The following is a 15080-nucleotide window of genomic DNA, read 5'->3' as shown; positions in this document are numbered from 1 at the left end:
GTCATGGTCGGCCGCGGCGCGCAGGGGCGGCCCTGGCATGTCGGCTGGCTCGCCGGTCATGCGGGGCCTACAAGGTCGGAAATCCCCGGCCTGGTCGTCGAACACTACGAGGCGATGCTGGAGCTTTACGGCCGCGAGGCCGGCCTCCGGCATGCGCGAAAACAGCTCGGCTGGTATCTCGACCGTTATGCGGCCGGCCTGCCGGTCGAAGAAAAGGCCGCCATCATGATTTCGAAAGACCCGGCCGATGTCTCGCGCCGGATGACAGCAGCGCTCGGTGGGCAACCCGTCGACGCTCAGAAGGAGGCCGCATGAGCAAGTCCCAGGCGCAGGATGCCGCGATCGGCAATGCGCTCGCCATGGCGGTCCTCAATTCGGTGCAGAACCCGGTGATCCTGGTCGATGCGGCGGGCAAGGTCGCGTTCGCAAACTGGGAGGCGGAGGCCTTCTTCGGCGCCAGCGCCGCCCATCTCGCCAAGAACAGGATCTCCACCTTCATCCCCTTCGGCAGCCCGCTGCTCGCCCTGATCGACCAGGTGCGCGAGCGCAAGGCGCCGGTCAACGAGTACCGTGTCGACCTGTCGTCGCCCCGCCTCGGCCAGGACAAGCTGGTCGACCTCTATGTCGCGCCTGTCGTCAGCGAGCCGGGCTCGGTCGTCGTGGTCTTCCAGGAACGTTCGATGGCCGACAAGATCGACCGCCAGCTCACCCATCGCGCCGCCGCCCGTTCGGTGACCGGTTTGGCCTCGATGCTGGCGCACGAGATCAAGAACCCGCTATCGGGCATCCGCGGCGCCGCGCAGCTTCTGGAAAGCGTCGTCCCTGACGACGATCGGGCGCTGACCCAGCTGATCTGCGACGAGACCGACCGCATCGTCTCGCTGGTCGACCGCATGGAAGTGTTTTCCGACGAACGGCCGGTCGATCGCATCGCCCTCAACATCCATTCGGTGCTCGATCACGTGAAGGCGGTCGCCAAGGCCGGCTTTGCCCGCAAGATCAAGATTTCCGAAATGTACGATCCGTCGCTGCCGCCGGTCTTTGCCAACCGCGACCAGCTGGTGCAGGTCTTCCTCAACCTCATCAAGAACGCGGCCGAAGCCGTCGGTGACCAGCCGGACGGCGAAATCATGCTGACGACCGCCTATCGCCCGGGCATCAAGCTCTCGGTCGCCGGCACGCGGGACAAGATTTCCCTGCCGCTCGAATTCTGCGTCATCGACAACGGACCCGGCGTTCCGACCGATCTCGTGCCGCATCTCTTCGATCCCTTCATCACCACCAAGACGAACGGCTCCGGCCTGGGCCTGGCCCTGGTCGCCAAGATCATCGGTGGCCATGGCGGCATCGTCGAATGCGACAGCCAGGCGCGCCGGACGATATTCCGCGTTCTGATGCCCATGCACAAGGAAGAGGCCATGGACGGCCGCGCCTTGAACTCCACAGGAAACGTAAAATGACTGCCACGATCCTTGTCGCCGACGACGACGCGGCCATCCGCACCGTTCTGAACCAGGCCTTGACCAGGGCAGGCTACGAAGTGCGCATCACCTCCAATGCCGCCACCCTGTGGCGCTGGATCTCTGCCGGCGAGGGCGATCTCGTCGTCACCGACGTGATCATGCCCGATGAGAACGCCTTCGACCTGCTGCCGCGCATCAAGAAGGCGCGGCCCGATCTGCCGGTGCTGGTCATGAGTGCCCAGAACACCTTCATGACCGCCATCAAGGCCTCCGAAAAGGGCGCCTACGATTACCTGCCGAAACCGTTCGACCTGACCGAGCTGATCGCCATCATCGGCCGGGCACTTGCCGAACCGAAGCGCAAGCCCGCCCGCCTCGACGACGACATGCAGGACGGCATGCCGCTGGTCGGCCGCTCCGCCGCCATGCAGGAAATCTACCGCGTGCTCGCGCGTCTGATGCAGACCGACCTGACGCTGATGATCACCGGTGAGTCCGGCACCGGCAAGGAACTGGTCGCCCGTGCGCTTCACGACTACGGCAAGCGCCGCAACGGCCCGTTCGTGGCGATCAACATGGCTGCCATCCCGCGCGACCTGATCGAATCGGAACTTTTCGGGCATGAGAAAGGCGCCTTTACCGGCGCTCAAAACCGCTCTACCGGCCGCTTCGAGCAGGCCGAGGGCGGTACGCTTTTCCTCGACGAGATCGGCGACATGCCGATGGACGCCCAGACGCGTCTTTTGCGCGTCCTGCAGCAGGGCGAATACACCACCGTCGGCGGCCGCACGCCGATCCGTACCGACGTGCGCATCGTCGCGGCGACCAACAAGGACCTGAAGCACCTCATCAACCAGGGCCTGTTCCGCGAGGACCTTTATTACCGCTTGAACGTCGTGCCGCTGCGCCTGCCTCCCTTGCGCGACCGCGCCGAGGACATTCCCGATCTCGTTCGCCATTTCATGCAGATGGCCGAAAAGGAGGGGCTCGACGGCAAGCGTTTCGACACCGAGGCGCTGGATCTCATGAAGGCCTATGCCTGGCCGGGCAACGTGCGAGAGCTGGAAAACCTGGTCCGCCGCCTGATGGCGCTGTATCCGCAGGAGGTCATGAGCCGCGAGATCATCGAATCGGAGCTGCGCTCGGATGTTCCCGACAGCCCGATCGATAAAATGGGCACGCGCAACGGTTCGCTCACCATCGCGCAAGCCGTCGAAGAAAACATGCGCACCTATTTCGCGAGCTTCGGCGACAACCTGCCGCCGCCAGGCCTCTACGATCGCGTCCTGACGGAGCTGGAATATCCGCTGATCCTGGCGGCACTGACGGCCACCCGCGGCAACCAGATCAAGGCGGCCGATCTCCTCGGCCTCAATCGCAACACCCTGCGAAAGAAGATCCGGGAACTGGGTGTCTCGGTCTATCGCAGCTCTCGTGGCGCCTGATGCGTTAGTTTGTTCCCAGCTGCTTGACACCTTCCGCTCATCGTTGCATTTTCGCCACATTGCGTTGCTTAAAGGTCACGCAGGGTTTGGTGAATGCTCGACGGAGTGGCGGCCGTCGAGGGGGTAGGCCGGCCCTTTTTCTGGAAAGTGGCTGTCGCTTCGCTCGGTCTGACCGGGTTGAAATGATCTCCCGCGAGGGTTTTGGGGATCGGAGTGGATTCGATGACGGAAGGCGTAACAGCGCCGATGGCCGAAGACGAGCCAGCGGTGTCAGTGCAGGATCGGCGCGCGTCCTTCGCGCTCCCCGGCCTTCTGCTCGCCGGCGGAGCCTTGATCTGTGCGTCGGTGACACTGTTCATCCTGCTCGGCCTGACCCCGATCGCCCCGACCACCAATGTGGTGATCGCGTCGGCTGCGCTGAATTCGCTTTTCATCCTCTGCCTGATGTATCTGATCGGCCGCGAGATCGTCCGGCTGGTGAAGGCGCGCAACCGCGGCCGCGCCGCGGCCCGCCTGCATGTCCGCATCGTCGTGCTCTTCTCGATCGTGGCGATCACCCCGGCGGTTCTGGTCGCGATCTTCGCCAGCCTCACGCTCAATGTCGGCCTCGACCGCTGGTTCTCGCTGCGCACCCAGTCGATCGTGCAGTCCTCCCAGGACGTTGCCCGTGCCTATATGCTCGAGAATGCCAGCTATCTTCAGGGCCAGACGGTTTCGATGTCGAACGACCTCGAGCGCAACCGGCCGATGTTCTATCTCGACCGTACCGGTTTCGTGGAGCTGATGACCCGCCAGGCGCGCGGCCGCGGCATGCTCGGCGCCTTCCTGGTGCGCGAGGACGGCCAGGCGATCGTTCAGGCCGATATCAAGACCGAAAAGCCGCTGCCGGCGATCCCGGCGGATGCGCTGAAGACCGCGGCGGCCGGCCAGCCGACCTTGATCCCGCCTGGTGTCACCAACCTTGTCGGCGCCGTCATCAAGCTCGATGCCATTCCGGGCTCCTATCTCTATACGATCCGCGCCGTTGATCCGAAGGTCATCTCGGCCATGCGGCTGATGGAGGAGAACACCGCCGAATACCAGGCGATGGAGGCCGGCCGCACATCGCTGCAGATCGCCTTTGCGGTGCTCTATCTCGGTTTCGCGCTGATCGTCCTGCTCGCGGCGATCTGGACGGCGATCGCGGTCGCCGACCGCATCGTCCGCCCGATCCGGCTGCTGATCAGCGCCGCCGACAGCGTGGCGACCGGCAATCTCAACGTCGTCGTGCCGGTGCGTGCCGCCGATGGCGACGTCGGCAGCCTGTCGCGTACCTTCAACAAGATGATTTCCGAAATACGCAGCCAGCGCGACGAGATCCTTGAAGCCAAGGACGAGGTCGACGACCGCCGCCGCTTCATCGAGGCGGTGCTGTCCGGCGTCACCGCTGCCGTTATCGGTGTCGAGGAAGACCGCCGTATCACTATCGTCAATCCGTCGGCGGAACATCTCCTCGACCTTCCCGCCGAAAAGCTGATGGGCGAGAAGCTCCAGGATGTTGCCCCCGAGATCGACCACGTCCTCACCGAGGCGCGCAGCAGGGCCCGCGGCGAGTTCCGCAAGCAGGTGAACCTGATGCGCGGCGGCAAGGAGCGGACGCTGTCGGTCCAGGTCACCCGCGAGGAACAGCGCGCCGCGCATGACAGCTATGTGGTGACGCTCGACGATATCACCGACCTCGTGATCGCCCAGCGCTCCACCGCCTGGGCGGATGTCGCCCGCCGCATCGCCCATGAGATCAAGAACCCGCTCACCCCCATCCAGCTTTCCGCCGAGCGCCTCAAGCGTCGCTACGGCAAGCAGATCGCCGAGGACGATCGCGCCGTCTTCGACCAGTGCACCGACACGATCGTGCGCCAGGTCGGCGATATCGGCCGCATGGTCGACGAATTCTCCTCCTTTGCCCGCATGCCGAAACCCGCCAAGGAAGAGGCCGATCTGCGCGATATCCTGCGCGACGCGATCTTCCTGCGCGAGATGGGCACCACCCATGTCGATTTCATCCGTGAGCTCGGCGAGGAGCCTCTGAAGGGCATGTTCGATGCGCGCATGCTCGGCCAGGCCTTCGGCAATCTCATCAAGAACGCCGTCGAGGCGATCGAGGCGGTGCCGAGCGACCAGGAACGAGACGGCCGCAAGGTCAAGGTGCGATCGGTCTACGATGCGGAGCGCGACACCTATGTGGTCGACATCATCGACAACGGCAGCGGCCTGCCGACCGAAAACCGGCACCGCATCCTCGAGCCATACATGACCATGCGCGACAAGGGCACGGGACTGGGCCTCGCCATCGTCAAGAAGATCATTGAAGAACACGGCGGGCAGCTCGAACTGCACGATGCTCCCGCCGATTTCGATCATGGCAAGGGCGCCATGATCAGGGTGCTGCTGCCGCATCTGGAGCAGGTGGCGGTGCCGGGAACGGATAATAACAAGGAATTGGCTTATGGCGTCTGATATTCTGGTCGTAGATGACGAGGCGGATATCCGCGATATCGTTTCAGGTATTTTGTCCGATGAGGGCCATGAAACCCGCACGGCACATGACAGCGACAGCGCGCTGGCAGCGATATCCGATCGCGTGCCGCGGCTGATCTTCCTGGATATCTGGATGCAGGGCTCCAGGCTCGACGGCCTGGCGCTGCTCGACGAAGTCAAGAGCCGGCATCCTGAATTGCCTGTCGTGATGATTTCCGGCCACGGCAATGTCGAGACGGCTGTCTCTGCCATAAAGCGCGGCGCCTTCGACTTCATCGAAAAGCCGTTCAAGGCCGACCGTCTGATCCTGATCGCCGAGCGGGCACTCGAAAACTCCAAGCTGAAGCGCGAGGTGACCGAGCTCAAGAAGCGCACCGGCGATGCCGCCGAGCTGGTCGGTACCTCGGTTGCCGTCTCGCAGCTCCGCCAGACGATCGAGAAGGTCGCCCCCACCAACAGCCGCGTGATGATCCTCGGCCCTTCCGGCTCCGGCAAGGAACTGGTGGCGCGGATGATCCACAAGCGATCGTCGCGCGTCGCCGGTCCGTTTGTGGCGCTGAACGCGGCGACGATCACGCCCGATCGCATGGAGGTCGCTCTGTTCGGCACCGAAGGCGCTCCCGGCCAGGCGCGCAAGATCGGCGCTCTGGAAGAGGCCCATCGTGGCATCCTCTATCTCGACGAAGTCGGCGAAATGCCGCGCGAGACGCAGAACAAGATCCTTCGCGTATTGGTCGATCAGCAGTTCGAGCGCGTCGGCGGTTCCAAGCGCGTCAAGGTGGATGTCCGCATCATCTCCTCGACCTGCTACAATCTCGAAAGCCTGATCGCCGACGGCTCGTTCCGCGAAGATCTCTACCACCGGCTGGCCGTCGTGCCGGTCAAGGTGCCGGCGCTCGCCGAACGCCGCGAGGACATTCCTTTCCTGGTCGACATGTTCATGCGCCAGATTTCCGAGCAGGCTGGCATCCGCCCCCGCAAGATCGGCGAGGACGCCATGGCTGTCTTGCAGGCCCACGACTGGCCGGGCAATATCCGCCAGCTCCGCAACAATATCGAGCGGCTGATGATCCTTGCCCGCTCCGACGGCCCGGATTCGCCGATTTCCGCCGACATGCTGCCAACCGACCTCGGCGACATGTTGCCGAAGGTGTCGGCCAAGGGCGACTACCACATCATGACGCTGCCGCTGCGCGAAGCCCGCGAAATGTTCGAGCGCGACTACCTGATCGCCCAGATCAACCGGTTCGGCGGCAATATTTCGCGCACCGCGGAATTCGTGGGCATGGAACGCTCGGCACTGCACCGCAAGCTCAAGTCGCTCGGTGTGTAGCCGATGCCGGTACGTAACCCATGAAAGTGATCATATGCGGCGCGGGTCAGGTGGGCTACGGCATCGCCGAACGGCTGTCGCAGGAGGACAATGACGTCTCCGTCATCGATACTTCAGCGACCCTGATCGCCGCGATCACCGAGAGCCTCGACGTCAAGGGTTATGTCGGCCACGGCGCCCATCCGGACGTGCTGGAAAAGGCCGGTGCCGAAGACGCCGACATGATCATCGCGGTGACCCTCTACGACGAGGTCAACATCGTCGCCTGCGAGGTCGCGCAGGCGCTCTTCTCCGTGCCCACCAAGATCGCCCGCATCCGCGCCCAGAACTATCTGAAGCCGGAATATGCCGATCTGTTCAGCCGCCAGAACATGTCGATCGACGTGACGATCTCGCCGGAGATCGAGGTCGGCAAGATGGTGCTGCGGCGCATCTCCTTTCCCGGCGCCGCCGATGTCGTCCGCTTCGCCGAGGATCACATCGCCATGGTGGCGATCGAGTGCATGGAGGATTGCCCGGTCGTCGCCACGCCCCTGCATCAGCTTTCCGACCTCTTCCCCGACCTGATGGCAACCGTGGTCGGCATCGTCCGGAACGGTGTTTTGACCGTCGCCCGCTCCGCCGATGAGCTCGAAGTCGGCGATCTCGCCTATGTCATCTGCCAGCGCGAACACATTCGCCGCACGCTCGGCCTGTTCGGACACGAGGAGCAGGAGGCACGCCGCATCATCATCGCCGGCGGCGGCAATATCGGTTATTACGTCGCCCGCACCATCGAGGAACACCAGCCGAGGACGCGGCTGAAGATCATCGAGAGCGACCGGGACAAGGCGATGGCGGTTTCCGAGCAGCTGCGCAATACGATCGTGCTGCACGGCTCGGCGCTCGACCAGAATATCCTCACCCAGGCGGATATCCAGGATACCGACCTGATCGTGATGCTGACCAACAACGACCAGATCAACATCCTCGGCGCGGTCATGGCGAAATCGCTCGGCTGCAAGTCGAACCTGGTGCTGATCAACTCCACGTCCTTCCATCAGGTCACCGACGCGCTCGGCATCGATGCGCAGATCAATCCGCGCGCCGTGACGATCTCCCGCGTCCTGCAACATGTCCGCAAGGGCCGCATCCGCTCCGTCTATGCGGTGCAGAATGGTGCTGCCGAAATCATCGAGGCCGAGGCGCTCGAAACCTCGCCGCTGGTCGGCCGCGCTTTCCGCGAGCTCGACCTGCCGGACGGCGTCCGTATAGGCGCCATCTATCGCGGCGAGGCGGTGATCCGCCCGAACGGCGACACCAGGATCAAGGCGCGCGACCGGGTGGTGCTGTTTGCCGCCGCCGAAGCCGTGCGCCATGTGGAGCAGCTTTTCCGCGTTTCCATCCAGTATTTCTAACCAGCATTTGCGACAAGCGCAGGGGATATCGATGTCGAGAATTGCCTATGTGAACGGACAATATGTTCGCCATTCCGACGCCGCGGTGCATGTGGAGGATCGCGGTTTCCAGTTCGCGGACGGCGTCTACGAGGTCTGCGAAGTGCGTCACGGCATGATCGTCGACTTGACTCGCCACCTGAACCGCCTCGACCGGTCGCTGAGCGAACTCAGGATGGCATCGCCAATGAGCCGCGCAGCGCTCACCTTCGTCATCCGTGAAGTGCTCCGCCGCAACCGGGTCAAGAACGGCATCTTCTACATGCAGGTGACCCGCGGTGCCGCCCGCCGCGACCACTACTTCCCGGCCCACGGCACGCCGCCGACCATCACCATCACCGCCAAGAGCACCGATCCCTCGGCCGCCGCCAAGAAATATGCAAACGGCATCAAGGTCATCACGCTGCCCGAGAACCGCTGGGACCGCGTCGACATCAAGACGGTCGGCCTGCTACCGAACGTGCTCGCCAAGCAGCAGGCGAAGGAAGCCGGTGCCCAGGACGCCATCTTCATCGACCGCAACGGCATCGTCATGGAAGGCGCGTCCTCCAATGTCTGGATCGTCACGCCGGATGGCGAGCTCGTCACCCGCCCGGCCGAACACGGCATCCTCAAGGGAATCACCCGCACTACGCTCATCGACGTCGCAAAGGAGCTCGGCCTCAAGGTCGTCGAGCGCGAGTTCAAGGCGGAAGAGATGCTGGCCGCCCGCGAGGTGTTTTTCACCTCCGCCACCGGGATCTGTGTGCCGATCGTCGAAATCGACGGAAAGCCCGTCGCCAACGGCCATCCGGGCACAGTGTCGTCAAGTATTCGCGACACCTTTTTCGACGTTGCGGAAAAGACGGCGATTTGATAGTCAAACATCGGGGAAGGGAAGCACGGGGCGCTTTCCGGTCGCCTCTTATCAAGCTTGATCATGATCCCGGCTATTGGCCGGCAAAAAAGAAAGAAGCGGCGCTATGGCGGAACGTTCTCAGAACCTGCAGGATTTATTTCTCAATACCGTTCGCAAGCAGAAGATTTCCCTGACGATTTTCCTGATCAACGGGGTCAAGCTGACAGGTGTCGTGACCTCTTTCGACAACTTCTGCGTCCTGCTTCGCCGTGACGGCCATTCTCAGCTCGTGTATAAGCACGCGATCTCGACCATCATGCCGGGCCAGCCCATGCAGATGTTCGAAACCGAAGAGAACGCCGCCTAACAGGACAGAACAGATTTCAAATCGCGATACTTCCAACGAATCCATGGTCCCGGAGGCTGAAAAGCGCCGGGACGACATGCGTGCGCTCGTCATTGTGCCGGTCCTCAAGCAAGCACGGTCGAAGGCCGGGCAGGGCGACTCAAGTCAGGCACCTGCACCGCAGCGTTCTAACGAAGCCCGCCTCGAAGAGGCGATCGGCTTGGCACGAGCGATCGACCTGGAGATCGTTCAGGGCCTGATCGTGCCGATCAGCCAGCCGCGTCCGGGAACGCTGATGGGCAGCGGCAAGATCGAGGAAATCAAGGCGCTGCTCGACGAGCACGACGCCGGCCTCGTCATCGTCGACCATCCACTGACCCCGGTACAGCAGCGCAATCTCGAAAAGGAATGGCAGGCCAAGGTCATCGACAGGACCGGCCTGATCCTCGAAATCTTTGGTCGCCGCGCTTCCACCAAGGAAGGCACGCTGCAGGTCGATCTGGCGCATCTGAATTACCAGAAGGGCCGCTTGGTCCGCAGCTGGACCCACCTTGAACGCCAGCGCGGTGGCGCCGGTTTCATGGGCGGCCCCGGCGAAACCCAGATCGAAGCCGACCGCCGGCTGCTGCAGGAGCGCATCGTCAAGCTGGAGCGCGAGCTCGAACAGGTCGTGCGCACCCGCCAGCTGCACCGCGCCAAGCGCCGCAAGGTGCCGCACCCGATCGTGGCGCTGGTCGGTTATACCAATGCCGGCAAGTCGACGCTGTTCAACCGCATCACCGGCGCCGGCGTGCTGGCCGAAGACATGCTGTTTGCGACGCTCGATCCGACGTTGCGCCGCATGAAGCTGCCGCATGGCCGCACAGTGATCCTCTCCGATACGGTCGGCTTCATCTCCGACCTGCCGACCCACCTGGTCGCTGCCTTCCGCGCCACGTTGGAAGAGGTGCTGGAAGCCGATCTCGTCCTGCATGTGCGCGACATGTCCGACCCGGACAATGCCGCCCAGGCCGGCGATGTCATGCGCATCCTTGCCGATCTCGGCATCGACGAGAAGGAAGCGGCCGCCCGCATCATCGAGGTCTGGAACAAGATCGACCGGCTCGACCCGGAAGCCCATGAAGCGATCGCCGAACGCGCCGTTGGCCGCGAGAACGTCATGGCGGTCTCCGCGATCACGGGCGAGGGCGTCGAACCCCTGATGGACGAGATCTCGAAACGCCTTTCTGGCGTGCTGACCGAAACCTCGATCACCATCCCGCCGGAAAAGCTCGGCCTCGTCTCGTGGATCTACGGCAACGCCGTCGTCGACGGCCGCGAGGACAACGAGGACGGTTCGGTGACCCTGGACGTCCGCATGTCCGAAGCCGAGGCTGCCGAGTTCGAGCGCAAGCTCGGCAATGGTCCAAAAGCGGACAAGGAAGACTGGGAACGATAGGAAGCGTTCCCTACGCGGCTTCTGCCCCGAGGCGGCTGCGTGCAGCGCCTTGATGTTGCCGGTTTTTTGCGGTGCAAAATAAACCGTCCACGACGGTCACACTTCTTGCGGTATTATCATCCGCGGGCCGGCAACAATGGGTTCGTAATGGTACAAAATCAGCCGCACGAAGAGACCGGAAAACATTTGGCCTATCTGGATGGCTGGCGGGGGATCGCCGTCATCTTCGTAATCGCCGGCCATTTCTGGATAGATGATTTCAAGCCGGGCGTCAGTACATTCGGCGTCGATCTCTTTTTTGTTTTGTCGGGCCGGCTGATGTCGGAAATACTGTTCGTCAAGCGGACCGAATTGCCGACGTTCTTTTTCCGGCGTTTCTCGCGAATTTATCCGGCCCTTTTCGCATTCGTGGTCGTCACGACCCTTGCTTTCCAGGGCACCGACATTTCGCATGGCCCCGTTGCCGCGTTGCTGGCGCTGACGTTCACGATCAACTACGCGATGGTCTATACCCATCCGGTGGCGTTGCTTGATCACCTGTGGTCGCTGTGCGTCGAGGAGCACGCCTATATTCTCCTGGCAGGCATCGCCTTCCTGTCCCGCCGCAGACTGTTTCCGGTCGCCGCTCTGGTCATCGCGCTCGGCATTGCGGCCATGCTGAACGGCATCATCCGCACCGAGCTCGGCGCAAGCGTTCTTTATACCCACTGGCGCAGCGACGTCTCTGTCGCGGGCATATTCATGGCCGGCGGTCTCTGGCTGTTCCTGCGCAATCGCCAGGCTCCCTGGTGGGTCTCGCCGCTGGCGCTGCTGCTTGCGGTCGTGGCGAAGGGGATGCCCTTTCAGGTCGTCTCCTTTGGCCTGTCGACCGCCATGCTGGCACTGTCGATCACCACGATCGACAGCGCTGCTCCGGTCTTCCGCAAGATGCTGTCGGCCAAGGTGTTCACCTATGCCGGACTGTGGTCCTTCTCGCTTTATCTGTGGCAGCAGCCCTTCTACAAGCTTTACCGCGAGGGAGCGGCTCCAACCCCGTTGTTGCTGCTGGCTGCCGTGCTTGTCGCGCTCGTCAGCTTCTACCTCGTGGAAAAGCCCGCCCGGACGGCGCTCAATCGCTTCTTCCAGAACCGCATGGAGAAAGTCGTTACCGCTGGCCGAACGGCATAGAGAGCATCTCCGGAAAACAGCGGCTCAATAGACCCCCGGAACCAGCCTGTATCTCACGCGCTCGCAATAAGCGGCATAGCCCTGCAATTCGGCCCGCAGATGTCTTTCCTCGTCGATCAGGCGGGCGACCAGCCCGCCGACGATAAACACCACGAGTACCAGTCCCCAGAGGGAACCGAGTGCAAGCGGGGCGCCTGCGAAAAGAAGGAGGGCGGAACTGTACATCGGATGTCTCACAAGACCGTAGAGACCGTTGGATACAACCCTTTGGCCGGGTTGGACATCCACGGTCGCAGAGGCATAGGAATTCTGCCGGAAGACGGCAAGACAGCCCGCAAACCCGAGGGCGGTCAGGATGTTTCCGATGACGACGAGCCCAACCGGCGTGGACGACCACGAGAAGCGGTAATCCAGAGCGGAGACCATATAGAGCGCCATGATCACCACGCTATTATACGCCTGGATGCGCTTCTGCGCCGGCTGCGTTTCCGAACCCGGCCCGGCACTCAGCCGTTTCTCCGCAAGTTCGGGACTGTGCGTCACCACATACCAGCCGGTCCCGATCGTCCAGGCGGTGAAGTTCGCCAGGTAGAGCCAGGCCTGCCAATAATTCAATGTGCCCGCGCAGGCGAATATCAGGATTGCCAGGAAGGCTATGAAGATTGCGGTGACTTTGGTCGTTCGGACGCCGAGCCGATTGCTGTGCTCCTGCATGTCACTATCCCGATCTGGTGAGCGAAATGTAGATAACCCTCTGATCGCGGCGATCAAGAGGGCGGGCCGGACAGTCAGCCGAGCGTCCGTTCGATCGCCTTGGCGGCCTGCCAGAGTTCTTCCATGCGTTCCAGCGTGGCAGCCTCCAGCGTCTCATTCGATTGTTGAAGAGACGTTTCTATATAATTGAACCGCCGCCTGAATTTTGTATTCGTGCCGCGAAGCGCCTCTTCCGGATCGGCTTTCACATGCCGGCCGATATTGACCAGCGCGAAGATCAGATCGCCGAGTTCGTCGGTGACCTTGTCCTGGCGTCCGTCACGCAGAGCCTCGCGCAGTTCACCGATTTCCTCCTCGATCTTGTCGAGGATCGGTTCGGCCGCCGACCAGTCGAAGCCGACCTTTGCCGCCCGCTGCTGCAGCTTCAGCGCCTCCGTCAGTGCCGGCTGGGCACGGTGCACGCTGCCGAGATAGCCGAGCTTGAAATCCTCGGTAATGCCGCGCCGCGCCCGCCGTTCGGCCCGCTCGCGCTTTTCTTCCGTCTTGATATCGTCCCACTGCACTTTCACCGCATCCGGCGTCGCCGCATCCGAGACGGCGAAGACGTGCGGATGCCGGCGGATCATCTTTTTGGTGATCGCCTGGACGACATCGCCGAAAGAGAATTCGCCAGCTTCCTCGGCCATGCGGGCGTGGAAGACCACCTGCAGCAGCAAGTCGCCCAGCTCCTCGCAGAGATCGTCCATGTCGTTGCGCTCGATCGCATCGGCGACCTCATAGGCCTCCTCGATCGTATAGGGCTTGATGGTCGAGAAATTCTGTTCGAGGTCCCATGGGCAGCCGGTGACGGGTGTCCTGAGCGCCGCCATGATCTCGATCAGCCGCGAAATATCCTTCGATGCTTCCATCATCTTGTCCTTCAATGCCGGATGTCAGGCGAGCGGTATGGTGTTTTTGTCCTTGCTGGACTGGTAGACGCCGGAAAGCCCGTCATATCGGGCTTTGATCCGGGTCGTCTGGGTCTTGAGGCCGGCACGGAGCGGCTCGCCTTCGCTCTCGACCAGGTCGGCAATTGCGTAGGAATGCCAGAAGGCGTTGTTGCGCCGGTAACCGCCGGGTTCCAGGCCGAAAACCTCTTTGAGGATCTTCAGGTCATGCGGGATGGCGAAGGCGTCGCGCGAATCCTCGTGGCTGAAAAAATAGTAGAAATTGTCGAAGCCGGCCCAGGTGATGGCCGACATGCACATCGTGCACGGTTCGTGAGTCGAGAGGAAAATCAGATCTTTGGTGGGAAGATCTCGTGTAGTTTCATAAAAACGCTTCAGCGTGTGCACTTCGCCATGCCAGAGCGGATTTTCGAGCTCGTTATTAGTCTCTGCAATCACCAGCGACAGGTCCGATTTCTTGAGGATCGCCGCGCCGAAAACCTTGTTGCCGGCTGCAACGCCCTTTTCAGTCAAGGACAGGATATCGTTTTCGATGACGTCGAGAAGGCGGGCGGCAATTGTCATGGGAACTCTTTATCGCAAGGTGTCTAGGCAGTTTATGGCGCGCTACAAGCCGATCGGGGCAAAAAACACTTTAGTCTACAGAAATACTGGAGAAATATCGTCTGCGGTGGCTTTTGCTCAAGAACCGGTTGATCGTAAAACAGAAATACCGGCTCACAATCCAGTTTGCATATCCATTCCTTCAATTCCGATGCGTTATTGTGGATATTGCTGACATATGATTCAGGATACCCGCATGTCACCAAGCCAACAACGCCTGTCGGTCTTCCCGGCTTTCTTCCGCGTCAGCGGACGGAGCGTTGTCGTGTTCGGCAATGGCGACGAAGCCTATGCCAAGGCCCGGCTGTTGCGCAACACCGACGCGGAGATCGTCGCTTATGTCTCGGCGCCGGATGCGGACTATGCCGGCTGGCTGGCCGCTCAGGGTATCGACACCATTCATTCGGATTTTTCGCCGGATCAGCTCGCAGATCAGGTCAAGGGCGCGGTGATGGTGTTTGCCGCCACCGGCGACGCCGCACTGGATCGTGCGATCGTCATTGCCGCCCGCGCTGAAAAAATTCCCGCCAACGCGGTCGATCAGCCCGATTTCTGCGATTTCTACACGCCGGCCCTCGTCAACCGAGCGCCGGTCGCCATTGCCATCGGTACGGAAGGTGCCGGCCCGGTTCTCGCCCAGATGATCCGCGCCCGCATCGACCAGATGCTGTCGCCGTCGCTCGGTGTGCTGGCCCGTCTCGCCGCGGAATATCGTGATGCCGCCGAACGTCTGGTGCCGCGTGGCGTGTCGCGCCGCATCTTCTGGCGCCGCTTCTTCTCGGCCGATGTCGCAAGCGCCGTCGATGCCAACGATATTGCCACCGCCCGCCGCT

The 15080-nt window shown here is 62.2% G+C and carries 14 protein-coding genes; 11 read left to right on the top strand and 3 right to left on the bottom strand.

Annotated features, from left to right (window positions below):
* The 10 genes from MOV61_RS21525 to MOV61_RS21480 all read left to right on the top strand — a co-directional run.
* Window positions 1–315 (top strand): tRNA-dihydrouridine synthase (locus tag MOV61_RS21525; RefSeq protein WP_247138030.1); only part of this gene is annotated, 315 nt, incomplete at its 5' end.
* Window positions 312–1460 carry a nitrogen regulation protein NR(II) gene (locus tag MOV61_RS21520; protein WP_038542660.1) on the top strand — a complete coding sequence of 383 codons (1149 nt, stop codon included), beginning with the start codon at window positions 312–314 and terminating at the stop codon, window positions 1458–1460. The genes MOV61_RS21525 and MOV61_RS21520, both read left to right, overlap by 4 nt.
* Entirely contained in the window at window positions 1457–2908 is a 1452-nt protein-coding gene (ntrC, locus tag MOV61_RS21515; RefSeq protein ID WP_038542662.1) for a nitrogen regulation protein NR(I), read from the top strand. The genes MOV61_RS21520 and ntrC overlap by 4 nt, the downstream gene beginning before the upstream one ends.
* A gap of 222 nt (window positions 2909–3130) precedes the next feature.
* Window positions 3131–5404, top strand: coding sequence for a PAS domain-containing sensor histidine kinase (locus MOV61_RS21510; protein ID WP_247138029.1), 2274 nt, complete (start codon window positions 3131–3133; stop codon window positions 5402–5404).
* Window positions 5394–6758: a sigma-54 dependent transcriptional regulator gene (locus MOV61_RS21505; protein WP_038542664.1), complete on the top strand. Its 1365-nt coding sequence runs from the start codon at window positions 5394–5396 to the stop codon at window positions 6756–6758. Before MOV61_RS21510 ends, MOV61_RS21505 begins: the two co-directional genes overlap by 11 nt.
* A 20-nt stretch (window positions 6759–6778) precedes the next feature.
* Window positions 6779–8155, top strand: a complete 1377-nt coding sequence (gene trkA / locus MOV61_RS21500) for a Trk system potassium transporter TrkA (protein WP_247138028.1) — start codon at window positions 6779–6781, stop codon at window positions 8153–8155.
* A gap of 31 nt (window positions 8156–8186) precedes the next feature.
* Entirely contained in the window at window positions 8187–9050 is an 864-nt protein-coding gene (locus MOV61_RS21495; RefSeq protein ID WP_247138027.1) for a D-amino-acid transaminase, read from the top strand.
* 106 nt (window positions 9051–9156) lie between these two features.
* Window positions 9157–9399 (top strand): RNA chaperone Hfq, encoded by a 243-nt coding sequence (hfq, locus tag MOV61_RS21490; protein WP_007757453.1) that lies wholly within the window; start codon window positions 9157–9159, stop codon window positions 9397–9399.
* A gap of 43 nt (window positions 9400–9442) precedes the next feature.
* Window positions 9443–10816: a GTPase HflX gene (gene hflX / locus MOV61_RS21485; RefSeq protein WP_247138026.1), complete on the top strand. Its 1374-nt coding sequence runs from the start codon at window positions 9443–9445 to the stop codon at window positions 10814–10816.
* 186 nt (window positions 10817–11002) lie between these two features.
* On the top strand, window positions 11003–11983 hold the full coding sequence (locus MOV61_RS21480; protein WP_247138025.1) for an acyltransferase: 981 nt from the start codon (window positions 11003–11005) through the stop codon (window positions 11981–11983).
* 24 nt (window positions 11984–12007) lie between these two features.
* Here the strand turns inward: MOV61_RS21480 and MOV61_RS21475 are convergent, their stop codons facing one another.
* The 3 genes from MOV61_RS21475 to MOV61_RS21465 form a co-directional block, all read right to left on the bottom strand.
* Window positions 12008–12697, bottom strand: coding sequence for an isoprenylcysteine carboxylmethyltransferase family protein (locus tag MOV61_RS21475; protein ID WP_247138024.1), 690 nt, complete (start codon window positions 12695–12697; stop codon window positions 12008–12010).
* Window positions 12698–12771: 74 nt separating this feature from the next.
* On the bottom strand, window positions 12772–13605 hold the full coding sequence (gene mazG, locus MOV61_RS21470; RefSeq protein ID WP_247138031.1) for a nucleoside triphosphate pyrophosphohydrolase: 834 nt from the start codon (window positions 13603–13605) through the stop codon (window positions 12772–12774).
* 24 nt (window positions 13606–13629) lie between these two features.
* Complete coding sequence (locus MOV61_RS21465; RefSeq protein WP_247138023.1) at window positions 13630–14208, bottom strand: deaminase; 579 nt, start codon at window positions 14206–14208, stop codon at window positions 13630–13632.
* 235 nt (window positions 14209–14443) lie between these two features.
* Here MOV61_RS21465 and MOV61_RS21460 point away from each other — a divergent pair.
* Window positions 14444–15080 (top strand): bifunctional precorrin-2 dehydrogenase/sirohydrochlorin ferrochelatase (locus MOV61_RS21460; RefSeq protein ID WP_247138022.1); only part of this gene is annotated, 637 nt, incomplete at its 3' end.

The sequence above is a fragment of the Neorhizobium sp. BETTINA12A genome (assembly GCF_023006485.1).
Lineage (GTDB): Bacteria > Pseudomonadota > Alphaproteobacteria > Rhizobiales > Rhizobiaceae > Neorhizobium.
This window is presented reverse-complemented; position numbering and strand designations above follow the sequence as displayed.

Coding starts and splice junctions, on each gene's coding strand:
- MOV61_RS21520 (WP_038542660.1), top strand. CDS start 312: ATGAGCAAGTCCCAGGCGCAGGATGCCGCGATCGGCAATGCGCTCGCC.
- ntrC (WP_038542662.1), top strand. CDS start 1,457: ATGACTGCCACGATCCTTGTCGCCGACGACGACGCGGCCATCCGCACC.
- MOV61_RS21510 (WP_247138029.1), top strand. CDS start 3,131: ATGACGGAAGGCGTAACAGCGCCGATGGCCGAAGACGAGCCAGCGGTG.
- MOV61_RS21505 (WP_038542664.1), top strand. CDS start 5,394: ATGGCGTCTGATATTCTGGTCGTAGATGACGAGGCGGATATCCGCGAT.
- trkA (WP_247138028.1), top strand. CDS start 6,779: ATGAAAGTGATCATATGCGGCGCGGGTCAGGTGGGCTACGGCATCGCC.
- MOV61_RS21495 (WP_247138027.1), top strand. CDS start 8,187: ATGTCGAGAATTGCCTATGTGAACGGACAATATGTTCGCCATTCCGAC.
- hfq (WP_007757453.1), top strand. CDS start 9,157: ATGGCGGAACGTTCTCAGAACCTGCAGGATTTATTTCTCAATACCGTT.
- hflX (WP_247138026.1), top strand. CDS start 9,443: ATGGTCCCGGAGGCTGAAAAGCGCCGGGACGACATGCGTGCGCTCGTC.
- MOV61_RS21475 (WP_247138024.1), bottom strand. CDS start 12,697: ATGCAGGAGCACAGCAATCGGCTCGGCGTCCGAACGACCAAAGTCACC.
- mazG (WP_247138031.1), bottom strand. CDS start 13,605: ATGGAAGCATCGAAGGATATTTCGCGGCTGATCGAGATCATGGCGGCG.
- MOV61_RS21465 (WP_247138023.1), bottom strand. CDS start 14,208: ATGACAATTGCCGCCCGCCTTCTCGACGTCATCGAAAACGATATCCTG.